This window comes from Streptomyces panaciradicis (assembly GCF_023516615.1).
Classification (GTDB): Bacteria; Actinomycetota; Actinomycetes; order Streptomycetales; family Streptomycetaceae; genus Streptomyces; species Streptomyces panaciradicis.
In genome coordinates, this window is the sequence record NZ_JAMGBF010000001.1 from 197403 (window position 1) to 220893 (window position 23491).

Below are 23491 nucleotides of genomic sequence, written 5' to 3' on the forward strand. Positions count from 1 at the left end.
TCTCACAGCGCCCCCGACGGGACCACTGTTCCCCGCGGAGGCGAACCGTCACGGTCTTCCGCCGTACCTGGCCCTTCAGCCTGTCCGGCGTTCGAGGAGCCCCTGGAGGAAGGGACGGGTAGGGGCGGCGGGGCGAAAACCATCCCCGGCCGCCCCGCAGCACTACGCGAGCCCAGGTCCCCGAACCGGGATCGAGGTGAACGTCGGCGCCGGGGCCGGGTCCTGGAAGAAGTCGTTGCCCTTGTCGTCCACGACGACGAACGCCGGGAAGTCCTCGACCTCGATCTTCCAGACCGCCTCCATGCCGAGCTCCTCGTACTCGACGACCTCGACCTTCTTGATGCAGTCCTGCGCCAGACGGGCGGCCGGGCCGCCGATGGAGCCGAGGTAGAAGCCGCCGTGCGCGTTGCACGCCTCGGTGACCTGCTTGCTGCGGTTGCCCTTGGCGAGCATGACCTTGGAGCCGCCCGCGGCCTGGAACTGCTCGACGTAGGAGTCCATGCGGCCGGCCGTGGTCGGGCCGAAGGAGCCGGAGGCGTACCCCTCGGGGGTCTTCGCCGGGCCCGCGTAGTACACCGGGTGGTCCTTGAGGTACTGCGGCATCTCCTCGCCCGCGTCCAGCCGCTCCTTGATCTTGGCGTGCGCGATGTCGCGGGCCACCACCAGCGGGCCGGTGAGGGAGAGGCGGGTCTTCACCGGGTACTTGGTGAGCTCGGCGAGGATGTCGTCCATCGGCTGGTTCAGGTCGATCCGCACGACGTCGGACTCGTCCAGGTGCTCGTCGGTGGTGTCCGGCAGGAAGCGCGCCGGGTCCGTCTCCAGCTGCTCCAGGAAGACGCCCTCGGGGGTGATCTTCGCGAGCGCCTGGCGGTCGGCCGAGCAGGAGACGGCGATCGCGACGGGGCAGGAGGCGCCGTGCCGCGGCAGGCGCACCACGCGGACGTCGTGGCAGAAGTACTTGCCGCCGAACTGCGCGCCGATCCCGATGCGCTGGGTCAGCTCGAAGACCTTCTGCTCCAGCTCCTTGTCCCGGAAGCCGTGCCCGAGCTCGGAGCCCTCGGCCGGGATCTCGTCCAGGTAGTGCGCGGAGGCGTACTTGGCGGTCTTCAGCGCGTACTCGGCGCTCGTGCCGCCGACGACGATCGCCAGGTGGTACGGCGGGCAGGCGGCCGTGCCCAGCGAACGGATCTTCTCCTCCAGGAACTTCATCATGGAGGACTCGTTCAGGACGGCCTTCGTCTCCTGGTACAGGAACGACTTGTTGGCCGAGCCGCCGCCCTTGGCCATGAACAGGAACTTGTAGGCGCCGCCGTCGGTGGCGTACAGCTCGATCTGGGCGGGGAGGTTGGAACCGGTGTTCTTCTCCTCCCACATGGTCAGCGGGGCCATCTGCGAGTAGCGCAGGTTCAGGTTCTTGTAGGCGTCGTAGATGCCGCGCGAGAGGGCCGCCTCGTCGCCGCCCTGGGTGAGCACGTTCTGCCCGCGCTTGCCCATGACGATCGCCGTGCCGGTGTCCTGGCACATCGGCAGGACGCCCGCGGCCGCGATGTTGGCGTTCTTCAGCAGGTCCAGGGCGACGAACTTGTCGTTGCCGGACGCCTCGGGGTCGTCGATGATGCGCCGCAGCTGGGCGAGGTGGGCGGGGCGCAGATAGTGCTGGATGTCGTGGACGGCCTCCTCGGCCAGCTTGCGCAGCGCCTCCGGCTCCACCTTGAGGAACGTCCGCCCGTCGGCCTCGAAGGTGGAGACACCCTCGGAGGTCACCAGCCGGTAGGGGGTGGTGTCCTCTCCCATGGGGAGCAGATCGGTGTACGCGAACTCAGGCATCGCAGCCCATTCCTCACTCGACAGACGGCCGCCCGCCGACACTGGCGGGCGCCCACCAGCGTAGAACCTGCCCCCGACACCGGGCTTGTGAGGTTGTCCTCAGTTGGGGGGTAGTCGCGATCTATCGCGTTTCGCTACGCTGCTGCCGTGGACCTTCAGAAGCACACCGAACCGACGTCCGCGACGGCCGGCCTGCGCGCCTCCGACGCCGAGCGCGACCGTGTCGCCGACATCCTGCGCGAGGCCCTCGCCGAAGGCCGCCTGAGCGCCGACGAGCACGCCGAGCGGGTGGAGGGCGTGCTCGCCGCCAAGACGGTGGGGGAGCTGGAGGGCTTCGTCCGGGACCTGCCGGCCGCCCACGGCCGGCGTACGGTTCCCCCGTTCGCCGCCGCCCCCGACCGGCCCCCGGTGGGCAGCGTCCCGGTCGACGCGGACGACCATGTGGTGGCGGTGCTCAGCAGCGCCGTGCGCCGGGGGCGCCGGCGCGCCGGACGCCGTATCCACGCGTACGCGGTGTTCGGCAGCGTGGAGATCGACCTCAGCGAGGCGCTGTTCGAGTACCAGCAGGTCGTGGTCAAGGCGATCGCCGTCTTCGGCAGCGTCGAGGTCCAGGTCCCGGAGAACGTCTCGCTGCGCGGCACCGGCGGCGGGGTGCTCGGCAGCTTCGAGGTGGCCAGCTTGGACGCGGACGACGACAACGCCCCCGTGGTCTACGTCGACGGCTGGGCCGTACTGGGCAGCGTCGAGGCCCGACCGAAGCGCGGCAGGTACGTCGCGGACATTCTCGATCGCGTTCAGCGCAAGGTCGACAAGAGTTTGCGCAGATACCTCGACCGTTGACGGTTGTGAATCCGACCGCTCCGCGAGGGAAGCGGCCCACCGGCGGCCGCGGTCGCGCACCCCGCGCGAGCACGCCGGATCCGGCGGTCCGGAACTCAGTGCATAGGCGCGCGCACAGCGGGTAGGGCTTGCTGCATCGTCGCTCGCTCGCGAAGCCGTCGTCAGGAGTAGACCGTGCTGCAACCGCCGCATTCGTCCCTGCAGGTAGCTGCCGTTCCGGCCCAGCGGGTGCCAGTGCCAGTCCGGGACCAGGACGCCCCTTGGCACACCGAGGCGGTGTGCCGGCGGGACGAGGCCGGCCTGTTCTTCGCCCCCTCCAAGGAGCCCACGGCGGCACGCCTGTCGCGGGAGGAGGCGGCCAAGCGCGTCTGCGCCCGCTGTCCGGTGATGGTCGAGTGCCGCGAGCACGCCCTGCTGCAACCCGAGCCCTACGGCGTCTGGGGCGGCCTCACGGCCGCCGAACGCCGGGTGGTCCTCGCCAGGCGGCGGCGCCGCGAGATGGAGCTGAAGAAGACGGCGCGAGCGCAGGGCCGCATAGCCGCGGCCGGATAGAAGCCGTACGGGACGAGACGTGGGCGCCCCCTGCCGCACCAGGGGGCGCCCACGTCTCGGCTCGGCGGCCGGTACCCGGCCGGACCGGGCTACTTGGCGCGGTCGAAGTCGATCGCGCTGTAGGCCCGCAGCTTGCTCAGCCGGTGGTCGGAGGCGATCCGCCGGACCGTCCCCGACTTCGAGCGCATCACGATCGAGTCGGTCGTCGCCGTCTCCGAGCGGTAGCGCACACCCCGCAGCAGCTCGCCGTCGGTGATCCCGGTGGCGACGAAGAACACGTTCTCCCCGGCCACCAGGTCGTCGGTCATCAGCACGCGGTCCAGGTCGTGCCCGGCGTCGATCGCCCGCGCCCGCTCCTCGTCGTCCTTGGGCCACAGCTTGCCCTGGATCGTGCCGCCGAGGCACTTCACGGCGCAGGCCGAGATGATCCCCTCGGGCGTGCCGCCGATGCCCAGCAGCATGTCGACGCCGGTGCCCTCGCGCAGCGCGTAGATCGACCCCGCGACGTCGCCGTCGGAGATCAGCTTGATCCGCGCGCCGGCCTCCCGGATCTCCTTGATGATCCCCTCGTGCCGCGGCCGGTCGAGGATGACCACGGTCACGTCCTCCGGGGTGGACCGCTTGGCCTTGGCCACCCGGCGGATGTTCACCGACACGGGCGCGTCGATGTCGACGAAGTCCGCCGCCTCGGGCCCGGTGACCAGCTTGTCCATGTAGAAGACGGCGGACGGGTCGAACATCGACCCGCGGTCCGCGGCCGCCAGCACGGCGATCGCGTTCGGCATGCCCTTGGCCGTCAGCGTGGTCCCGTCGATCGGGTCGACGGCGATGTCGCACTCGGGGCCGGTCCCGTCACCGACGCGCTCGCCGTTGAAGAGCATCGGCGCCTCGTCCTTCTCGCCCTCGCCGATGACGACCACGCCGTTCATCGACACGGTGGAGACGAGGGTCCGCATGGCGCGCACGGCGGCGCCGTCGGCGCCGTTCTTGTCGCCCCGTCCGACCCAGCGGCCCGCGGCCATCGCGGCGGCTTCGGTCACCCGGACGAGCTCCAGGGCGAGGTTGCGGTCGGGGGCTTCGCTGGGAACTTCGAGCTCGGACGGCAAGTGATGATGCTCGGTCATCGGAGCGCACCTTTCTGATACGACGACGGCCGGATGAGGGTTCGACCCTCGACTCTATCGTCAGTCCGACAAAATGAGCAGGGGACCCCACGGATGAGCGGACCGGGCACCTGCGACGATAGAGGGCGTGGCAGGTTCGAACGGCAGGCAGAAGACGGTCCGGGACATGATTCTCTCCCTGGGCCTCATCGGGATCGCGGCGGCGCTCATCTACGTCTTCATCCCCCACGACGACTCGGCTCCCGACATCAAGCGGGTCGACTACCGCGTCGAGCTGCTCACGGCCCGCCGTGCCGCGGCCTACCCGGTGGCCGCGCCCGAGGGCCTGCCCAAGAGCTGGAAGGCGACGTCCGTCCGCTTCGACGGCGCGAACAACGACGCCTGGCACCTCGGCTTCCACGCCCCCGACGGCCAGTACGTGCAGATCGAGCAGTCGACTCAGAAGCCGTCGGACTTCATCGACCAGGCCACCCAGGGCGGCAGGGCGACCAAGTCCACCCAGGACATCGACGGCAGGACCTGGACGCGCTGGACCGGCGGCCGCTACGACGCCCTCGTGCTGCCCGGCAAGGGCTCGACCACGGTGGTCGCGGGCACCGGCTCCCTGGGGCAGCTCACCGAGATGGTGCGGGCGCTGAAGATGTCCTGAGCGGGACTGAGCGGGACGCGCGCATACGAAGGAGGCCCCCGGCGTCACCGCCGGGGGCCTCCTTCGTGCGCGGTGCTCAGACCGTGGTGACGACCTGCTCGTAGTCCAGGCGCGGGGAGCGCGGGAACCAGGCGTCCTCACCCGGCTTGCCGATGTTGACCACCATCAGCGGGGTGTGGTCGTCGTCCAGGAACTCCTTGCGGACGCCCTCGAAGTCGAGACCGGTCATCGGGCCGGCGGCCAGACCGGCGGCACGGACGCCGATGATGAAGTAGGCGGCCTGCAGGGCGGCGTTCAGCGCGGCGTTCTTCTCGCGGGCCTCGCGGCTGCCGGCGAAGAGGTCCTTGGCCTGCGGGAAGTGCGGGAAGAGGTGCGGCAGCTCCTCGTGGAACTCGTTGTCCGCGGAGAGGATCGCGACCAGCGGGGCGGCCGCGGTCTTCTTCCGGTTGCCCTCGGCCAGGTGCTGCACCAGGCGCTCGCGGGCCTCGGCGGAGCGGACCAGGGTGACCCGCAGCGGCGACTGGTTCATGGAGGTCGGCCCGTACTTCACCAGGTCGTAGATCGCCTGCACCTGCTCGTCGGTCACCGGCTCGTCGGTGAAGGTGTTCGCGGTGCGGGCCTCACGGAACAGCAGGTCCTGGGCGGCGGGGTCGAGAACGAGAGACATGCGGGATCTTCCTCGGGGGCGACGTGCGATCCGTACCGGACCGCGGTCCGGATCGGCTGACGACACCGAAAGTACGCCAGGGAGGTTCAAGTTTCAACTAATGTGAAGGTGTGGTGATCCGCTTCACAGCGTGATCCGCTCCGTAAGGGCTCGCGTCCCCGCTCCGTAAGGGCTCGCGTCCCCGCTCCGTAAGGGCTCGCGCCCCTACTCGCCGTCCTCCCCGGCCTGGTCCGCGTCCGCGTCTTCCTCCTCGGCCAGAGCGGCGTCCAGGCGGGCGCGCGCCCCGTCCAGCCAGCGCCGGCACACCTTGGCCAGCTCCTCGCCGCGCTCCCAGAGGGCCAGCGACTCCTCCAGCGTCGTGCCGCCCGCCTCCAGCCGCCGTACGACCTCGATCAGCTCGTCCCGCGCCTGCTCGTACCCGAGCGCCTCTTCCGCCACCTTGCTGGTCATCCACCCACCCTATGTGTCGACTCGGACGACGAACTCGCCCTCACTGACCCGTGCCCGCAGCGTCTCGTCCGCCGCGACCTCGCCCGGGTCCCGCACCACGTGCCCGTCGGCCTTCTGCAGCACCGCGTACCCGCGCTTGAGCGTGGCGGCGGGGGAGAGGGCCACCACGCGTGCGTGCGTGTGCGTGAGCTCGGAGTCGGCGCGGTCCAGGAGATGGCCCAGGGTCCGCCGCGAGCGCTCCACCAGCGAGGCCACCTGGTCGGCCCGCTCGTCGACCATGCGATGCGGGTCCTGTATCGCGGGCCGGGCGAGGGCGTGCGCGAGCCCGCGCTCCTCCCGCTCCACCAGGGCCTGCGCACACCGCCGGGCCCGGTCCCGCAGCAACCGCACCCGCTCGTACTCCTCGCCCACGTCCGGGACCACCTTCTTGGCGGCGTCGGTCGGGGTGGAGGCACGCAGGTCGGCGACGAAGTCGAGGAGCGGGTTGTCGGGCTCGTGCCCGATGGCCGACACCAAGGGCGTACGGCACTGCGCGACGGCCCGCACCAACTGCTCGTCGGAGAACGGCAGCAGGTCCTCCACACTGCCGCCCCCTCGGGCGACGATGATCACGTCCACGCCGGACAGCTCGTCGAGCTCCTTGACGGCCTGCACGACCTGCGGCACGGCGTGCACGCCCTGCACGGCGACGTTGCGCACCTCGAAACGGACCGCGGGCCAGCGGTGCCGGGCGTTCTCCAGCACGTCCCGTTCCGCCGCGGAGGCCCGCCCGCACACCAGCCCGATCAGCTGCGGCAGAAAGGGCAGCCGCTTCTTGCGCTCCGCCGCGAACAGCCCCTCGGCGGCCAGCGCCTTCTTCAGCCGCTCCAGCCGCGCGAGCAGTTCACCGACGCCGACGGGCCGTATCTCGGTGGCGCGCAGGGAGAGCTGGCCGCGCGGGGCGTACCACTCCGGCTTGGCCTGCACGACGACCCGCGCGCCCTCGCTGACCACGTCGGCGACGCCGTCGAACACCTGCCGGTAACAGGTCACGCTGATCGAGATGTCGTACGACGGATCACGCAGCGTCAGGAACACCACCCCGGCGCCGGGCCGCCGCGACAGCTGCGTGATCTGCCCCTCGACCCAGACCGGCCCCAGCCGGTCGATCCACCCGCCGATGAGCCGCGAGACCTCACCGACGGGCACGGGCGTTTCGGCGGACGTGTGCAGAGCCATGCCGCGAGGGTAACGGCCCGCACCGACAACGCAGGTCAGGGCCGGCCGGCCGGCGCCGCCCCGGTCCGGCGTCCGCGCTGCGCCACCAGCACCACGAGCCCGACCGCCAGCCACACCGCCCCCACCAGCTGCGCCGCCCCCGACGCCTCCACGATCACCGCGACCGTGATCGCCGCCCCCAGCACCGGGAGCAGCACATGCCGCCACCAGATCACCGGCCCGCCGGCCCGGCGCACCGCGAACCAGCCCACCACGCTCGCGTGCAGCAGCGTGAACGCCGTGAGCGCGCCGATGTCGACCACCGACACCAGGCGGTCCATCCCGTCGCCGCGCCGGGCCGCCCACACCGCCGCCACCAGCGTGATCACGGCCGCGCACAGCAGCGCCACCCGCGGCAGCCCGGCATCCGTGCGGGCCAGCGCCCGCGGCAGCCGCCGGTCCCGGCCCATCGCGAACAGCAGCCGCCCGGCCGCGGCCTGCCCGGCCAGCGCGGCGAACGCCGCGCCGATCGCCTTGCTGACGGCGACCAGGTCGTGCAGCCACGAGCCGACCGACGCGTCCACGGCGTCGTAGAACGCCGACCCCTGCGCCTGGGGGTCGGCGGCCAAGTGCGCGGACGTCGTCGGCTCCAGCAGCGCCACCAGGTACGTCTGCGCGAGGAACAGCACACCGGCGAGCGCGAGGCAGAACAGCAGGGCGCGGGCCACCTTGGCCGAGCCGCCGGTGACCTCCTCGGCGAAGGTGGCGATCGCGTCGAAGCCCAGGTAGGACAGGACCGCCACCGACACCGCGCCGATCACCGCCGACCATGCGAACGCCCCCTGCGTGCCGTCCCCGGTGAGCGGCGACCACCAGCCCCGCTCCGCGCCGTCCCGGCCGAGCACCACCAGGGCCGACACGACGAACACCAGCAGCACGACCACCTCCATGGCCAGCACCAGGAAGCCGGCGCGGGCCGCGGCCCGTACGCCCCACAGGTTCAGCGCCGTCGTGACGACGACGGCGAGCGCCGTCCACACCCAGCGCGAGACCTCCGGCACCAGGGCGTTCATCGCGATCCCGGAGAAGAGATAGGCGACCGCCGGGATCAGCAGGTAGTCCAGCATCGCCATCCAGCCCGCGACGAAACCCGCCCCTTCGCCCAGCGCGGCACGCGCGTAGGCGAACACCGAACCCGCCTGGGGGACCACCCGCACCATCTGCGCGTAGCTGAACGCGGTGAACGCCATCGCCACCGTGGCGACGACGTAGACCAGCGCGACGGCCCCGTGCGACTTCGCGTCCAGCGTGCCGAACACGCCGACCGGCGCCATCGGGGCGATGAAGAGCAGGCCGTAGACCACCAGATCCCGCGCACCCAGGCTGCGCCGCAGGCCGGGCCCCTCGCCGGTGGTCCGCTCCGCCGTGCCGGTCCCGGTCATGCTGCCTCCGTCGGTGCCTCGTGCGTCGTGTCCCGTCCCACCCCTCCCGCCCCACGGCCAGTCTCCCCGAGGACACGATCTTCGACCCCCCGGACGTGGCCCTACGATGGACGCATGACTGCTTCGCCTGGCCGCCGTGTCCTGCTCGCCGCCCCCCGTGGCTACTGCGCGGGTGTGGACCGCGCCGTGATCGCCGTCGAGAAAGCCCTCGAGCAGTACGGGGCTCCGATCTACGTCCGCCACGAGATCGTCCACAACAAGTACGTCGTGCAGACCCTGGAGAAGAAGGGCGCGATCTTCGTCGAGCGGACCGAGGAGGTCCCGGAGGGGAACATCGTGATGTTCTCCGCGCACGGCGTCGCCCCCGTCGTCCACGAGGAGGCCGAGCGCGGCCGGCTCGCCACCATCGACGCGACCTGCCCGCTGGTCACCAAGGTCCACAAGGAAGCCGTGCGTTTCGCCAACGAGGATTACGACATCCTCCTGATCGGGCACGAGGGCCACGAGGAGGTCATCGGCACCTCCGGCGAGGCCCCCGACCACATCACCCTGGTCGACGGCCCCGGCGACGTCGCCAAGGTCGAGGTCCGCGACCCCTCCAAGGTCGTGTGGCTGTCCCAGACCACGCTGTCGGTCGACGAGACCATGGAGACCGTCGACGCGCTGAAGGAGAAGTTCCCGCAGCTGATCTCCCCGCCCAGCGACGACATCTGCTACGCCACCCAGAACCGCCAGCTCGCGGTGAAGCAGATGGGCGCCGAGGCGGACCTGGTGATCGTCGTCGGCTCCCGCAATTCTTCCAACTCCAAGCGCCTGGTCGAGGTCGCCAAGCTCGCCGGCGCGCGCGAGGCGTACCTGGTGGACTTCGCCGACGAGATCGACGAGGCCTGGCTGGAGGGCGTGACCACGGTCGGCGTCACCTCCGGCGCGTCCGTCCCCGAGGTCCTCGTCGAGCAGGTCCTGGAGTGGCTGTCGCAGCGCGGCTTCGAGGACGTGGAGATCGTCAAGGCGGCCGAGGAGTCCATCGTCTTCTCGCTGCCCAAGGAGCTGCGCCGCGATCTGCGCGAGGAGGCCGCGGCCCTGATCGCCGAGCGTACGGGCACCTCGGCCGAGTGACTGTCAGTCGTTCGTCGTAACGTAGAGCCATGCAGATCTTCGGTGTGGACATCGGCGGGTCCGGGATCAAGGGCGCCCCTGTGGATCTCGACAGGGGCGACCTGGCCGAGATGCGTCACAAGGTGCTCACCCCCAACCCGGCGACGCCCGACGGCGTGGCCGACGGGGTCAAGCAGGTCGTGGAGCACTTCGGCTGGACCGGTCCGGTCGGTCTGACCTTCCCGGGCGTGGTCACGGACGGCTCCACGATCCGCACGGCGGCCAACGTCGACAAGAGCTGGATCGACACGGACGCGCGCGCGTTGTTCAGCGAACGCCTGGGCGGCCTGCCGGTGACGGTGGTCAACGACGCGGACGCGGCGGGCGTCGCCGAGATGCACTTCGGCGCCGGCAAGGGCCACAGGGGCACCGTCATCCTGCTCACCTTCGGCACGGGCATCGGCAGCGCGCTGTTCGTCGACGGCGTCCTCGTCCCCAACACCGAACTGGGCCACCTGGAGCTGCACGGCCACGACGCGGAGAAGCGCGCCTCCAGCAAGGCCAAGGACGACGAGGACCTGACCTGGGAGCACTGGGCGCACCGGGTCCAGAAGTACCTCGCCCACGTCGAGATGCTCTTCTCGCCGGACCTGTTCATCATCGGCGGCGGCGTCAGCCGCAAGTCCGCGAAGTTCCTGCACTTCATCGAGGACATCAAGGCGGAGGTCGTCCCGGCGCAGCTGCAGAACAACGCGGGCATCGTGGGCGCGGCGATGCGGGCGGTCACGGAGCACCACTAGTCCCGGGCAGGGCCGGCGCCGGCCGGCGGGCGCCGGTCAGCGGGGCGGGTCGCTCCGGCGCCGGACGGTCTGACGGCGCATCAGGGCGGCCTTCCGCACGGTCGCGATCAGTCCGGCGATCAGCGTCCCGCCGTACAGCCATCCCGCCTGGGTGGCGAGCGCCGTCACCAGGCCCATCAGCCGGCCCAGCACCCCGCCGCTGCTGTCGGCGACGGGCAGCAGACCGACCGCGAAGGCGATCGGCACCACGACCGGGGCGGTCACCAGGTCGCCCTTGCGCACCCAGACCGCCGTCAGCACGCACACCGGCAGGAACAGCACGCCGTACACCGTCGGCGAGCCGCCCAGGAGCAGGTCGTCGAGGCAGCCGAGGACGAACATCACGGCCCCGCAGAACAGGCCGCCGCCCAGCCCGGTCAGCCGTGGGTTGGGCATACTCCGCGCCCTCTCGGCCAGCGAGGCGGCGGGCTGCCGTCCGCCCGCGGGGCGGGGGGCCGGGCGTTTCTGCGCGGGATGCGGCGCAGGCCGCGCACCACCGCCCGCGGCGCCGCCGCGGGCCGCCTGCGGGGGCAGCGGGGGCGTGCCTCGTCGCGTTCCGTCGTGCGGGGGTCGCGTCCTGTGTTGCTCCACCCGACCAACTTAGGTCTGTTTATGTGTCGAATCGCCCCTGGGACACGCCGTAGGAAAGACCTTGGCCATGCGTTCGATCCGTCGCCGGGGCGCTGTGCGGCACGCCGTAGACTGGTGGATCGGCCCAGCCCCTCCAGTCCTCTCCTCTCACGTACGGGAAGTCGCAACGTGTCGCTCACGATCGGAATCGTCGGTCTGCCGAATGTCGGCAAGTCGACCCTGTTCAACGCCCTGACCAAGAACGACGTGCTCGCGGCCAACTACCCGTTCGCCACGATCGAACCGAACGTGGGCGTGGTCGGCGTCCCCGACGCCCGGCTGACGAAGCTGGCCGAAATCTTCTCCTCGCAGCGCATCCTTCCGGCGACCGTCGACTTCGTCGACATCGCGGGCATCGTGCGCGGCGCGAGCGAGGGCGAGGGCCTGGGCAACAAGTTCCTCGCGAACATCCGCGAGTCCGACGCGATCTGCCAGGTCATCCGCGCCTTCAAGGACGAGAACGTCGTGCACGTCGACGGCAAGGTCTCGCCGAAGGACGACATCGAGACGATCAACACCGAGCTGATCCTCGCCGACCTGCAGACCATCGAGAAGGTCCTGCCGCGCCTGCAGAAGGAGTCGCGGATCAAGAAGGACGTCGCGCCGAAGGTGAAGGCCGTCGAGGAGGCCAAGGAGATCCTGGAGACGGGCGACACGCTCTTCGCGCACGGCATCGTCCAGGGCAGCGAGCGCGCGGAGCCGCTGCACGACCTCCACCTGCTGACGACGAAGCCCTTCCTGTACGTCTTCAACGTCGACGAGGACGAGCTGGTCGACGACGACTTCAAGAACGAGCAGCGCGCGCTGGTCGCCCCCGCCGAGGCGATCTTCCTCAACGCCAAGCTGGAGGCGGACCTCGCCGAGCTCGACGAGGCCGACGCCCTGGAGCTGCTGGAGTCCGTCGGCGCCGAGGAGCCCGGCCTCGCCACCCTCGCCCGCGTCGGCTTCAACACCCTCGGCCTGCAGACCTACCTCACGGCCGGCCCCAAGGAATCCCGCGCCTGGACGATCAAGAAGGGCGCCACCGCCCCCGAGGCCGCCGGAGTCATCCACACGGACTTCCAGAAGGGCTTCATCAAGGCGGAGGTCATCTCCTTCGCCGACCTGGTGGAGACCGGCTCGGTCGCCGAGGCCCGCGCCAAGGGCAAGGCCCGCATGGAGGGCAAGGACTACGTCATGCAGGACGGCGACGTGGTGGAGTTCCGCTTCAACGTGTGACCGCGCTGGGGGCCGGGCTCTTGCGGGCCCGGCCCCTTTGCGTTCGCCGGCTCAGGTGCGGGGCGGGGTGAGCTTGTCCAGGTCCAGGGTGATCTCGAAGGGCACGGGACGCTCCAGGGTGCCCCGGAAGATGCCCGCGGGCGCGTAGGCGCCGGTCGGTTCGTCGAGTTCGTAGACGTGGACGACCGGGGCTCCGTCCTCGTCCTCGATGCACCAGTAGTGAGGAATGCCGGCCTGCGCGTACTTGTGCAGCTTCACCGTGCGGTCGCGGTGGGCGGACTCGGGTGAGACGACCTCGACGACAAGTCGTACCTCGTCCGGCGTGAACCAGGTACGGTCTGCGTCGTAGTCGGCCGTCGTCAGAAGCAGGTCCGGCTCTGGGCGGTTCCGCTCGTCGAGCTTTATCGACATTTCTCGGCCGACCCTGATATCGCCGGGCGCCTGCTCCATGAGCGCGACGGTGAGCATCGTGACGAGGTGGCCGTGCCACCACCTCTGCGGCGACATCATGAAGACAAGTGCTCCGTCGATCAGCTCGGTGTGGCGAGGTGCCTCGGGGAGGCGGTCCAGGTCCTCCGCGAACCAGCCTTCCTCGCGCGGCGGGCGCATCCAGTCGGGCAGTGCGGTCATGGCTCAACGGTAGCGACTCGGCGAGGGACGAGCCACGAGATCGTCTGCGAGGTTATCGAGCCGGTTTCCCCAGGGCGGCCTCGGCTGCCGCCAGTACCGTGCGGGTCTGGTGGGTGACCTGGTGGTGGACGGGGACCCAGCGCAGGCGCAGGGACTTCTCGAAGTCCGCGCACCAGGCGGTGAAGAGTTCGTCCAGGTCGCGGTGGAGGCCGGGGGCGGCCGGGTCGTCCGCCGTGCTCAGCAGGCGCAGCAGCAGGCCCGCCGCCCGCAGGGGCTGCCGCCGGGCCACGATGTCGAGGGCCGAGACCTGGGCCCTGGTCAGCGCGGGCCGCGGGGCCTCGGCCGCTTGCCGGGCGAGGGGCTGCCAGGACTCGGCGACCAGGTCGTAGAGGCCGTCGGCCATCCACTCCAGCACCCGGCGGGGCCCGCTCTCCGCGGGCGGGGGCAGGAAGGCCCGCGCCTTGTCGAGGACGGCGGTCACCTGCCGGCCGCCGTCCCGGACCAGGCCGGCCAGGTCGCGCAGCGCGGCGGCGGCCTCCGGGTGGGGTGAGGAGTCGTCGGCGAGGTCGCTCGCCCACATGGGTACCTCGACGATCGCGGTGAGACCCCCGTGGCGCTGGGGCGCGCACCAGGTGGACAGCCCGATGTTCTCGGAGCCGGCCGCCAGCCGGGCGGTGCTGTCCGGCGGAGGCAGGACGTGGATGCCGGGGCTCGGGTTCTCCCAGTACAGGGCGTCGAACGTGCCGAGCTGGACGGGGATGCCGAGGTGCGCGGCCGACGCCTGGAAGGGCGTGGCGAGTTCGGGCAGGTCCCGGGTCAACTGCACCCAGCTGCCGCCCGCTTCGACGCTGTGCAGGGAGCACTGGAGAACGGGACGCAGTTCGTCGATCACCGCGAACAGCGCGGCGCTCTCGGGGAGTCGGCACGCCTCGATCGGCGCCCACTCCGGCTGCTCCGCCGCGACCGGACGGTAGGCGGCGCGGTAGTAGCCGGCCAGGGAGTGATCCGGGCCGGTCGTCGCCTCCTGGACCTCCCGGCTCAGCGCGGCGCCGTCCGGGTCCAGGCACAGGACGATGTCCCAGGTGACGAGGGAGAGGTCGGTCGCCGCGCACGGCCGGTCGCCGCGTGCCAGACACTCCGCCAGCGCGAGGGCGGTCGCGGGTCCCACCGGCTCGTCGGGGTGCGGCCCGGCCACGACCAGCACATGGCGCGGCCCGCGTCCCAGGGACAGCATCGTCATCGGGCGGCCCGCCCGGGACGTGCCGATCCGGCGCAGCCGGCCGGCGGCACCGGGGAACCGGGACACCAACCGCCGCGCCGCATCGGTGACTTCCTCGACCGTCGGGTAACGGTCCACGACCGTCTCGGAACGGTCCATCGTCCGCGTCCGGTCAGGCGCCGCCGTTGCCACCGGACTCGCCGGTGGTCTCCTTCTTGTCCAGCGGGCGGATCTCGATCTTGTTCGGCATGCCGTGTCCTCCTGACGATGGCTGTGGCCTGCGGTGGTCCGACGTGCTCTTGCCAGAGTTGGTCAGTCGCACGATTGTTGTCAATGTCCGTTGCCGGCAGTCGAGTTGGGGCTGACGAGATTGGCGTGAAGATGACCGTGCACGCGATGCGGCGGCCCCGGATCAAGCCGGAGCACCGCGCCTACCGGACCGTCGACGGCAACGTCCGGATCGGGAGCGTCGTCCACGGCGTCGGCGCCGAGGTCAAGGACCCCGACGGCTGGGTGTGGACGCTGGTCGAGGCCATGGACGGCACGCGCAGCGCCGCGGACGTCGTCGCCGAGGTCGCCCGCAGCCATCCGCAACTGCGGCTGCCGGAGCCGGACATCGCGCAGGCGATGACGGACCTGACCGCGACCGGTTACGTGGAGGACGCCGGTGCCGCGCCCCCGCCGGAGCTGTCGGAGCGGGAACGGGAGCGCTACGGCCGGGGCATGACCCTGCTGCGCTGGATGGACCTGTCGCCCAGGGCGAGCGCCTGGGAGCCGCAGCTGATGCTGCGCCGCGCCCGGGTCCTGCTGGTCGGCCTCGGCGGCACCGGTTCGGCCGCCGCCCGGGACCTGGTGGCCTCCGGGGTGGGGCTGCTGCACTGCGTCGAACCGGACGTCGTCGAACTGTCCAACCTCAACCGCCAGACCCTCTTCCGCGAAGCCGACCTGGGCACGCCCAAGCTCGACGCGGCACTGACGGTACTGCGCGCCCTGAACTCGGACACGACGGTCACGGGGGAGCGTGGAGAGGTGCGCGGCCCGTCGGACCTCGAGGACATGCTGACCGGCGGCGGTCCGCGCTACGACCTGCTCCTGCTGGCCGCCGACCGTCCGCCCGTGATCCGGCGCTGGGCCAATCGGGTCTGCCTCGCCTCCGGCACCCCGTGGGCCGAGGCCGGCTATCGCGGGCCGCTGGTGAGCGTCGGGGTGTTCGCGCCCGGCCGGGGCGCCTGCTGGGAGTGTCTGCGCAGCGCCGAGATCGAGCGCCGCGACCTGCGTCTCGCGCCCGGCCAGGACGAGGAGGCCGCCTCGCCCCGGATGCCGTGGAACCCGGTCAACGCCGTGACCGCGAGCCTGTCCGGCGGTCTGCTGGCCCATGCGGCGATCATGCTGCTGTGCGGGATACCGCCGGTCGAGCCCGGCTGCCGGTTCGGCCTCAATCTCATGGTGCCCGGCGAGGCGATCATGCAGCGCGCGGAGCGCCGCGCCGACTGCCCGGCCTGCGGAACCTGAGCGCCGCAACACCGGTGCGGCTGCGGCCACGGTGCGCGTGACACGCCTCCGGGTGCCCCGTCGCACGACCCATCGCACCGCCCGCGTGACACGCCTCCGGATGGCCCATCGCACCGGCCCGCGAGCCATCCGGTCATAACGTATGGAATATGACTAAATGTCGCATCGCGTATCTTGCGTGCACCGCAGCGATCCTCGGGGCGGGCCTCGGCGCCGCCCCACCGGACTCCGTACCCAGTACCCACCTGGTCTTCCCCGGCCAGTCCATCCAGAAGGCGGTGGACGCCGCCGCCCCCGGGGACACCGTGCTGGTGACCCCCGGCACCTACCACGAGAGCGTCAAGGTGACGACGCCTCACCTGACCCTGCGGGGCACGGGCCGTGAGACGGTCGTCGAACCGGGCACCGACAAGACGGGCGCCTGCGCTTCCCGGGGCAACGGCATCTGCGTGATCGGCGCCAGGGGCCACGACCTCCAGGGCGTCACCGTGGCCGACCTGACGGTCACCGGCTTCGGCCACACCGGCGTCTTCGCCATGGCCACCGACCGCCTGACCGTGCGGAACGTGACCGCGGTGAAGAACGCCGTGTGGGGCATCGCCCAGGAGGGCTCGGTGCGCAGCGTGATCCGCTCCAACACCGCCCGGGACAACGGCGACGCGGGCCTCTTCCTCGCCAACACCATCACCCGGGAGGCGGGCGCCGCGGACACCCACGGCACCCGTGTGGAGCACAACCGCCTTCAGGGCAACCGGATCGGCATCACCGTCCGCCGCCTGCGCGACCTCTCCGTCGCCGGCAACCACCTCACCGGCAACTGCGCGGGCGTGATGATCGTCGGCGACGAGAACACGCCCAAGGCCGGTGACCTGACCGTCCGCGACAACCGCGTCGTGCGCAACAACAAGTCGTGCCCCAAGACGGCGCGGCTGCCCGCACTCCAGGGCTCCGGCATCGTCCTGACCGGCGCCGAGAGCACCCTCGTCACCCACAACACGATCCGCGACAACGCCGGCGACTCGCCGCTGTCGGGCGGCATCGTGCTGTTCAAGAGCCTCGTGGGCGCCACCAGCGACAACAACCGCATCAAGGACAACGTGCTCCAGGGCAACGCCCCGGCCGACCTCGTCAACGGCGACCCCGGCAAGGGCAACACCTTCACCGGCAACAACTGCCGGGCGTCCCTGCCCGCGGGCCTGTGCTGACCGCCGTACCGTCCGACTCCAGGAAGGAGGGCGGCACATGACGACCGCCCAGACCGCCCCACCGCCCTCGATGCGGCTGCGGGAACTCGCCTTCGGGGCGGCCTGCGCCGCCGCCCTGCGCGCCGCGGCACGGCTCGGCGTCGCCGACGCCCTCGGCGAGGGCCCGATGGCCGCCGAGGACCTCGCCGCCGCGGTGAAGACCGAAGCGGCGCCGCTGCGGCGGCTGTTGCGGGCCCTGTCCTGCTACGGCGTCTTCGCCGAGCGGCCCGACGGGACGTTCGCGCACACCGACGTCTCCCGGCTGCTGCGCGAGGACGACCCGCACAGCCTGCGCGCCATCGTCCTGTGGTGCACCGAGCCGTGGACCTGGGACGCCTGGCCGAAGCTCGACGAGGCCGTGCGCAGCGGACGCAACGTCGTCCAGGACCTGTACGGCAAGGAGTTCTTCCAGTACCTCAACGAGGACGCGCCCGAGTCCGCGGACGTCTTCAACCGCGCCATGACCACCTCCAGCAAGCAGTCCGCGAAGGAGGTCGCCGAGCTCCTCGATCTGTCCGGGAGTTCGTCGGTGGCCGACCTCGGGGGCGGCCAGGGGCACGTCGTGGCGAGCCTGCTGGAGAAGTACCCGTCGATGCGGGGCACCCTGCTCGACCTGCCGCAGGTGGTGGAGAACGCCGACCCCCGGCTGCGCGAGGGCGGCGCGCTCGCGGAGCGGGTGCAGATCCTGGGCGGCGACTGCCGGGTGTCGGTGCCGGTCAAGGCCGACACGTACATCATCAAGAACATCCTGGAGTGGGACGACGAGAGCACGACCCGTCTCCTGCGCAACGTCCGCGAGGCCGGCGGGCCCGGGGCCAGGGTCGTGGTCATCGAGAACCTCGTCGACGACACGCCCTCCATGCGGTTCAGCACCGCCATGGACCTGTTGCTGCTGCTCAACGTCGGCGGGGCGAAGCACACCACCGAGAGCATGGTGAACCGGATCACCGCGGCCGGGCTGGTCATCGACGACATCAGCCCCGTCAACCCCTACCTGCACGCCTTCGACTGCCACGTCCCGGGCTGACCGGGCCCACACACACCGGTCGCCGGACCCGCGGCGCTGCGGGTCCGGCGACCGGTGTGTGTGCGTGGTCAGCCGGCCGGGTCGCGCTCCCAGAGGTAGAAGCGCTGGGCCATGGCGTCCTTGGGGGAGCGCCAGGTCTCGGGGTCGTACGCGCTGACGTACGAGGCGAGACGTTCGCTGACGTCCCGGAACTCCGGGTGGTCGACGACCTTGGCGATGGCGGGTCCGGGATCGCGCTCGGACTCCACGAGATGCATGTACACGTCGCCGAACTGGAACAGGCTGCGCCGGACGACTCCTACGAGGTGCGGCAGCTCGCCCCGGTCGGACTCCGCGAAGATCTTGGCGATGTCCGGAGCCGAGCCCGGGGCCATCCGGGCGACGATCAGCGCCTGGTGCATGGGAGGTTCTCCGTCCGGCTCAGTCGGTCAGGCCGGGCGTGAGGCCCTGCTCGGCCGCCGTCTTCTCGATGCGGTCGCGGATCAGCGCCAGCTGCACCTTGGAGTTGCGGTTGATGTTGTCGGTCATCCAGTCGTCGTCGACCGGAGCCTCGGGCTTCATCGCGAAGTCCTGCGTCCAGACCATCCGCACGCCCTGCGGGACCTCCTCGTACCGCCACACGATGTTCATGTGGTCGAAGGGGCCCGTCTCGACCCGGCGGGCCCGGACGGTGAGGGTGTCGCGGTCCGCCTCGCGCTCCGAGACCCAGCTCCACACCTTGCCGTTGTCGTCGGGGTGCATGGTCAGCCGGAAGGTGACCTTGTTCCCCTCCCGGGAGAGGATCTCGGCGGAGGCGTACTCGCTGAACAGCCGCGGCCAGCCGGCCACGTCGTTCGTCATGTCCCACACCAGGTCCAGCGGTGCGGCGATGGTGATCTCGTTCTCGGTGTGTCCGGTCATGTCACGCCCCCGCCAGCAGGGCGCCGTTGACCTGGTCGAGGAACTGCCGGGGCGACTTGCTGCGCTCGGCGTCCGGCGGCATCGGCGTGCCGTAGCGGTTCTCCAGCTCGCCGACGATGCCCAGCAGCCCGAGCGAGTCGATGCCGAAGGTGTCGAAGCCGGAGTCGTAGCCCCGCTGCAGCTCCTCGGGTGCGACGGTGACGCCGGCCGCCTTCTTCATCAGCTCGGACAGTTCTTCCACGGTGATGCGGTCACTCATGCGGTGGTTCTCCTTCGCTGGTGTGACGGTTTCTCAGGCGGCGCCGTGCCGCAGCACGAGCGCCGAGTTCGACCCCATGAGCCCTCGGCTGAGGACCAGCGCCGTGCGCGGCTCGGCGGCGCGGGCCGCGCCGGTCACGAGGTCGAGGTCGTGGCAGACGTCGAAGACGTTCGGGGTGGGCGGGATGACGCCGTGGCGCATCGCCAGCACCGCCGCCGCGACGTCCAGCACGGGCGCGGCCCCGTAACCCCGGCCGATCCCGGTCTTCGGCGCGGTGACCGGCACCCGCCGGCCGTGCGCGCCGAACACGTCGGCGATCGCCAGGGCCTCGGCCCGGTCGGCCTCCGGCACGCCCAGGGCGTCGGCGAAGACCACGTCGATCTCCTCCGGCGCGCAGCGGGCCTCGGCCAGGGCGCCGCGGATGGCGTGCGCGAGCCCCTCCCGCGACCGCTCCCAGCGGCCGGCCCCGGTGAACGTCGCCGCGTGCCCGGCGATCCGGGCCCGCACCTCGGCACCGCGCTCGCGGGCCGACCCCTCGTCCTCCACCACCAGCATCGCGCCGCCCTCGGCGGGCACGAACCCGCAGGCCGCGGAGGTGAAGGGGCGGTAGGCGCGGGTCGGGTCCTCCTCGGTGCTCAGCTCCGGATAACCGAGCTGGCACACCACCGAGTAGGGGGCGAGCGGCGCCTCCGTGGAGCCCGCCACCAGCACGTCGGTGCCACGGCGCACCGCGCGTGCCGCGTGCGCCAGGGCGTCCAGGCCGCCCGCCTCGTCGGAGGCGACCACACCGCAGGGGCCCTTGAAGCCACGGCGGATGGAGATCTGGCCGGTGCTGGCGGCGTAGAACCAGGCGATCGACTGGTACGGGCCGACGAACCGGCTGCCCTTGCCCCACAGCTGCTGCAGTTCCCGCTGGCCGAACTCGCCGCCGCCGGAGCCGGCCGCGGTGACCACGCCGACCGAGAACGGAGCCTCGTCGGTGTCGGCCCGGCCGAGCCCGGCGTCGTCCAGCGCGCGGTCGGCGGCGGCCAGCGCGAAGTGCGTGAAGCGGTCGGTCTGCACGAGATACCGCTCCTCGACCGCCGTGGCGGCCTCGAAGTCCCGGATCTCACCGGCCACCCGCAGCGGCAGGTGCTCACAGCCCTCGCGGGTGACCCGGCCGAGGACGCTGAGGCCCGCCTCGGTGGACTTCCAGAAGGCGTCCGTGCCGTTGCCGTTGGGCGCGACCACGCCGATTCCGGTGACGGCGACACGCCGTGGATACGGTTCGCTCATCGTCTTGGCTCCCTCGACCGGGACAGGACCACCGCCGACTGGAAGCCCCCGAACCCGCTGCCCACGGACAGCACGCTGTCCAGCCGGCGTTCGCGGGCCGTGCGCGGGACGTAGTCCAGGTCGCACTCGGGGTCCGGGGTCTCGTAGTTCGCGGTGGGCGGTACGACCTGGTGGGCCAGGGCCAGCACGCAGGCGACGACCTCTATCGCGCCGATCGCGCCCAGGGAGTGGCCCACCATGGACTTGATGGAGCTCATCGGGGTGTCGTAGGCGTGCGGGCCCAGCGCCCGCTTGACCGCCGCCGTCTCGTGCCGGTCGTTCTGCTGGGTGCCCGACCCGTGCGCGTTGACGTAGTCGATCGCCGTCGGGTCGAGCCGGGCGTGGTCGAGGGCGTCCTCGATGGCGCGGGCCATCTCCAGTCCCTCGGTGGTCAGACCGGTCATGTGGTAGGCGTTGCCGAAGGTGGCGTAGCCGCTGAGCTCGCAGTACACGTGCGCGCCTCGGGCTCGCGCGTGCTCCAGCTCCTCCAGGACGAGTACGGCGCCGCCCTCGCCCATGACGAAGCCGTTGCGCTCGGCGTCGAAGGGGCGGGAGGCGTGGGCCGGGTCGTCGTTGTTGGGGGAGGTGGCCTTGATCGCGTCGAAGCACGCCATGGTGATCGGGGAGATCGGCGAGTCCGAGGCGCCGGCTATGCAGACGTCGGCCCGGCCCTCCTCGATGGTGTGGAAGGCGTAGCCCACCGCGTCCAGGCCGGAGGTGCAGCCCGTGGAGACCGTCTGCACCGGCCCGCCCGCGCCGAACCGTTCCGCCACCGTCGCGGCGAGGGTGCTCGGCGCGAACGCGCGCTGCAGGTGCGGGCCGGCCTCCCGGTGGTCGACGTCCCAGCGCTGCCCGCCGTGGCTGACCAGGACGTAGTCGTGCTCCAGCCGGGTGGTCCCGCCGACCGCGGTGCCGAGCGACACCCCGACCCGCCAGGGATCCTCCCGGCCGAGGTCGAGACCCGCGTCCCGCACCGCCTCCTCGCCCGCCACCAGGGCGAACTGGATGTAGCGGTCGCAGCGCGCGACCTGCTCGGGGTCCAGCCCGTACGCGCCGGGCTCGAAGTCGCACTCGGCGGCGATCCGCGACCGCAGCCCGGACGGGTCGAAGAACGTGATGCCCCGGGTCGCGGTGCGCCCCTCGGCCAGCAGGTTCCAGAACGCCGGTACGCCGATGCCGCCGGGTGCGACGATGCCTATGCCGGTGACCGCGACGCGCCGGCTCATGACGCGACCCGATCTCGTCCGGCCACCGGGGCGGCGTCCGTCTCCTCGGTGTCCACGTGCCCGAGCGGCGGGGTCGGCGCCAGCGGGCCGAGGTGGAAGACGAGACGGGCCTCGACGTTGCCCACGTTGCGGAAGCGGTGGCGCATGTGGGCGGGGATCATCAGCCCCTGCTCGGGCTGCAGCGGGTGGGCCTCGCCGTCGAGGTCCACCTCCAGCTGCCCGCACAGGACGTACACGAACTCCTCGGAGTACGGGTGGTAGTGCTCACCGATGCGGTCGCCGGGCTGCACGATGGCCACACCCATGAAACCGCTGGTCGAGCCGACCGTGGCGGGGGTGAGCAGGGCGCGCAGATCGCCGCCACGGCGGGTGTTGGGCTCGATCTCGCTCAGAGCCACGATTCTGGGAAGGGAAGTGGTCACGACAGTGCTCCGATTCATGCGCTGCGCGGGCGGGTGGGTCAGTGGCCGTCGCGGTCGACCGGTCAGGCGTCGGGCGAACGGCGGTCGGTGACGAGGTCCATGCGCGCGGCCTCGAGCACGCGCGCCGGGTCGCCGTCCGGGAACGTGGTCAGCTCGGCCACCTGCCCGGGGTCGGACAGGCCGAGGAACGGCGCGGGGACGGCGGTGTCGAGCGCGCCGCGCACGTCGATCAACCGGACAACGATGTCGTCGCGCTGGAAGATCGTGCTGCGCACGACCGGGCCGTGCGGGTCGTCCGCCGCCGCCGTGTCCTGCCGGGCGAGCACCTCGGCCAGTCGCATCCCCTGTCCCGGACGGGCCGGGTAGTACAGGGCGTGCCGCTCGACGGGCGTGTTGTGCGCCTCCGCCGTCACGTGGTGCACGGCGGGCAGGGCCGCACGGGTGAAGAACATCCGGGCCGACTCGGGGTCGTCGAGATCCCGGTCCTGCTCCAGATAGGGGTTGATGGCCTCCTCCACGGCGCGGACCTCGGGCTGGCGGGCGACGTGGCGCAGCGCGGCGAGCAGGTCGCCCTTGACCTCCACGGCCCGCACCACCCGGTTGCCGTGCATGAACAGGGACGTACGGCACAGCCGGGTGCTGTCGTCGACCCGGGGCTCGGGGGAGGCGTAGTCGGAGAGGATCTTCTTGACCTGCTCCTCGCTGCCCGGCTTGACGGTGAAGGTGAGCGCGTGCCGGATCACACCGTCGCCGATGCGGGGCATGCTCTGCAGCCGGCGCTCGTCGTCCGCGGCGGGTCCGCCGGTCTCGCGGACGACGTGGAAGCGTAGCGACCGCGTGTCCCGCACGCAGCTGTGCAGCGGCTCCACCATCCGCACGTGCTCTTCGCTGTTGACCCAGGCGAGGAACGGCGGGGCGCTCTCCCACTCGCTGGTGATCAGCCACTGGGAGGGGTTCTCGATGGACTGGCACAGCTGGTCGCTGACGTGTCCGGGGACGGAGGCGACCTGGTGGCACAGCTGCTCGTAGGCCTCCAGGAACTGCTGCTGGGCGCCGTCGTAGACGTCCACGAGCAGCACGACCCGCAGGCGGGAGCCGTCGAACACGGACTGGGACACGCGGGGCGATGCCTGGGGGGCACGTTCGGACGTGGTGGTCATCCTGCGCACATCTCCTTCTCGGGGGATTGCTTCTCGGCGTTCTCGATC

The 23491-nt window shown here is 71.5% G+C and carries 26 protein-coding genes; 9 read left to right on the forward strand and 17 right to left on the reverse strand.

The annotated features are described in order from the left end of the window. Positions 1–162 precede the first annotated feature (162 nt). A complete protein-coding gene (locus tag M8J74_RS00965; RefSeq protein ID WP_249834552.1) occupies positions 163–1827 on the reverse strand; it encodes a fumarate hydratase in 1665 nt (554 codons plus the stop codon). A gap of 147 nt (positions 1828–1974) precedes the next feature. Here M8J74_RS00965 and M8J74_RS00970 point away from each other — a divergent pair, with 147 nt between their 5' ends. Both M8J74_RS00970 and M8J74_RS00975 read left to right on the forward strand, forming a co-directional pair. Then, positions 1975–2667: a DUF1707 SHOCT-like domain-containing protein gene (locus M8J74_RS00970; protein ID WP_249834553.1), complete on the forward strand. Its 693-nt coding sequence runs from the start codon at positions 1975–1977 to the stop codon at positions 2665–2667. 174 nt (positions 2668–2841) lie between these two features. Next, the gene (locus tag M8J74_RS00975; RefSeq protein WP_079077994.1) at positions 2842–3219 is read left to right on the forward strand and encodes a WhiB family transcriptional regulator; all 378 of its coding nucleotides are present in this window, start codon (positions 2842–2844) and stop codon (positions 3217–3219) included. Between the two features lie 89 nt (positions 3220–3308). Here the strand turns inward: M8J74_RS00975 and glpX are convergent, their stop codons facing one another. Next, a complete protein-coding gene (gene glpX, locus M8J74_RS00980) occupies positions 3309–4343 on the reverse strand; it encodes a class II fructose-bisphosphatase (RefSeq protein WP_058923475.1) in 1035 nt (344 codons plus the stop codon). A gap of 127 nt (positions 4344–4470) precedes the next feature. Between glpX and M8J74_RS00985 the strand changes: the two genes are divergently transcribed. Next, positions 4471–4992, forward strand: a complete 522-nt coding sequence (locus M8J74_RS00985; RefSeq protein ID WP_058923474.1) for a DUF4245 domain-containing protein — start codon at positions 4471–4473, stop codon at positions 4990–4992. 76 nt (positions 4993–5068) lie between these two features. Here the strand turns inward: M8J74_RS00985 and M8J74_RS00990 are convergent, their stop codons facing one another. The 4 genes from M8J74_RS00990 to M8J74_RS01005 form a co-directional block, all read right to left on the reverse strand. After that, positions 5069–5659 (reverse strand): malonic semialdehyde reductase, encoded by a 591-nt coding sequence (locus tag M8J74_RS00990; RefSeq protein WP_200702684.1) that lies wholly within the window; start codon positions 5657–5659, stop codon positions 5069–5071. A 204-nt stretch (positions 5660–5863) separates the two neighbouring features. Then, a complete protein-coding gene (locus M8J74_RS00995) occupies positions 5864–6109 on the reverse strand; it encodes an exodeoxyribonuclease VII small subunit (RefSeq protein WP_249834554.1) in 246 nt (81 codons plus the stop codon). 9 nt (positions 6110–6118) lie between these two features. Next, on the reverse strand, positions 6119–7327 hold the full coding sequence (gene xseA / locus M8J74_RS01000; RefSeq protein WP_249834555.1) for an exodeoxyribonuclease VII large subunit: 1209 nt from the start codon (positions 7325–7327) through the stop codon (positions 6119–6121). 35 nt (positions 7328–7362) lie between these two features. Further along, positions 7363–8748, reverse strand: a complete 1386-nt coding sequence (locus tag M8J74_RS01005; protein WP_249834556.1) for an APC family permease — start codon at positions 8746–8748, stop codon at positions 7363–7365. 114 nt (positions 8749–8862) lie between these two features. On the opposite strand from M8J74_RS01005, the gene M8J74_RS01010 reads away from it, so the two are divergent. Continuing rightward, positions 8863–9864, forward strand: coding sequence for a 4-hydroxy-3-methylbut-2-enyl diphosphate reductase (locus tag M8J74_RS01010; protein ID WP_249834557.1), 1002 nt, complete (start codon positions 8863–8865; stop codon positions 9862–9864). A gap of 29 nt (positions 9865–9893) precedes the next feature. Next, positions 9894–10643: a polyphosphate--glucose phosphotransferase gene (gene ppgK / locus M8J74_RS01015; RefSeq protein WP_249834558.1), complete on the forward strand. Its 750-nt coding sequence runs from the start codon at positions 9894–9896 to the stop codon at positions 10641–10643. Positions 10644–10679: 36 nt separating this feature from the next. On the opposite strand, the gene M8J74_RS01020 is transcribed toward ppgK, so the two are convergent. After that, entirely contained in the window at positions 10680–11078 is a 399-nt protein-coding gene (locus M8J74_RS01020) for a DUF6542 domain-containing protein (protein ID WP_372500085.1), read from the reverse strand. 363 nt (positions 11079–11441) lie between these two features. Here M8J74_RS01020 and ychF point away from each other — a divergent pair, with 363 nt between their 5' ends. Then, complete coding sequence (gene ychF / locus M8J74_RS01025; RefSeq protein WP_249834560.1) at positions 11442–12530, forward strand: redox-regulated ATPase YchF; 1089 nt, start codon at positions 11442–11444, stop codon at positions 12528–12530. Between the two features lie 51 nt (positions 12531–12581). Here the strand turns inward: ychF and M8J74_RS01030 are convergent, their stop codons facing one another. Genes M8J74_RS01030 through M8J74_RS01040 form a run of 3 tightly spaced genes read right to left on the reverse strand, consistent with a single transcriptional unit; the run spans position 12582 to position 14701 of the window. After that, a complete protein-coding gene (locus M8J74_RS01030) occupies positions 12582–13160 on the reverse strand; it encodes a Uma2 family endonuclease (protein WP_249834561.1) in 579 nt (192 codons plus the stop codon). Positions 13161–13212: 52 nt separating this feature from the next. Beyond that, the gene (locus M8J74_RS01035) at positions 13213–14538 is read right to left on the reverse strand and encodes a M14 family zinc carboxypeptidase (RefSeq protein ID WP_249834562.1); all 1326 of its coding nucleotides are present in this window, start codon (positions 14536–14538) and stop codon (positions 13213–13215) included. A gap of 13 nt (positions 14539–14551) precedes the next feature. After that, the gene (locus M8J74_RS01040; protein WP_159104181.1) at positions 14552–14701 is read right to left on the reverse strand and encodes a hypothetical protein; all 150 of its coding nucleotides are present in this window, start codon (positions 14699–14701) and stop codon (positions 14552–14554) included. A gap of 59 nt (positions 14702–14760) precedes the next feature. Between M8J74_RS01040 and M8J74_RS01045 the strand changes: the two genes are divergently transcribed. From M8J74_RS01045 to M8J74_RS01055, 3 genes are all read left to right on the forward strand, one after another. Continuing rightward, positions 14761–15891 (forward strand): HesA/MoeB/ThiF family protein, encoded by a 1131-nt coding sequence (locus M8J74_RS01045; RefSeq protein ID WP_249834620.1) that lies wholly within the window; start codon positions 14761–14763, stop codon positions 15889–15891. A 149-nt stretch (positions 15892–16040) separates the two neighbouring features. Next, the gene (locus tag M8J74_RS01050; protein ID WP_249834563.1) at positions 16041–17096 is read left to right on the forward strand and encodes a right-handed parallel beta-helix repeat-containing protein; all 1056 of its coding nucleotides are present in this window, start codon (positions 16041–16043) and stop codon (positions 17094–17096) included. 37 nt (positions 17097–17133) lie between these two features. Further along, the gene (locus tag M8J74_RS01055; RefSeq protein WP_249834564.1) at positions 17134–18162 is read left to right on the forward strand and encodes a methyltransferase; all 1029 of its coding nucleotides are present in this window, start codon (positions 17134–17136) and stop codon (positions 18160–18162) included. 68 nt (positions 18163–18230) lie between these two features. Here the strand turns inward: M8J74_RS01055 and M8J74_RS01060 are convergent, their stop codons facing one another. From M8J74_RS01060 to M8J74_RS01090, 7 genes are all read right to left on the reverse strand, one after another. Then, entirely contained in the window at positions 18231–18563 is a 333-nt protein-coding gene (locus M8J74_RS01060; RefSeq protein WP_249834565.1) for a TcmI family type II polyketide cyclase, read from the reverse strand. A 19-nt stretch (positions 18564–18582) separates the two neighbouring features. Further along, entirely contained in the window at positions 18583–19062 is a 480-nt protein-coding gene (locus M8J74_RS01065; protein WP_058923459.1) for an SRPBCC family protein, read from the reverse strand. A gap of 1 nt (position 19063) precedes the next feature. After that, positions 19064–19321, reverse strand: a complete 258-nt coding sequence (locus M8J74_RS01070) for an acyl carrier protein (RefSeq protein ID WP_249834566.1) — start codon at positions 19319–19321, stop codon at positions 19064–19066. 33 nt (positions 19322–19354) lie between these two features. After that, positions 19355–20596 carry a ketosynthase chain-length factor gene (locus M8J74_RS01075; RefSeq protein WP_249834567.1) on the reverse strand — a complete coding sequence of 414 codons (1242 nt, stop codon included), beginning with the start codon at positions 20594–20596 and terminating at the stop codon, positions 19355–19357. After that, complete coding sequence (locus M8J74_RS01080) at positions 20593–21861, reverse strand: beta-ketoacyl-[acyl-carrier-protein] synthase family protein (protein WP_249834568.1); 1269 nt, start codon at positions 21859–21861, stop codon at positions 20593–20595. The genes M8J74_RS01075 and M8J74_RS01080 overlap by 4 nt, the downstream gene beginning before the upstream one ends. Beyond that, the gene (locus M8J74_RS01085; RefSeq protein WP_249834569.1) at positions 21858–22283 is read right to left on the reverse strand and encodes a cupin domain-containing protein; all 426 of its coding nucleotides are present in this window, start codon (positions 22281–22283) and stop codon (positions 21858–21860) included. Before M8J74_RS01085 ends, M8J74_RS01080 begins: the two co-directional genes overlap by 4 nt. 62 nt (positions 22284–22345) lie before the next feature. After that, a complete protein-coding gene (locus tag M8J74_RS01090; RefSeq protein ID WP_249834570.1) occupies positions 22346–23443 on the reverse strand; it encodes a SchA/CurD-like domain-containing protein in 1098 nt (365 codons plus the stop codon). Positions 23444–23491: the final 48 nt, after the last annotated feature.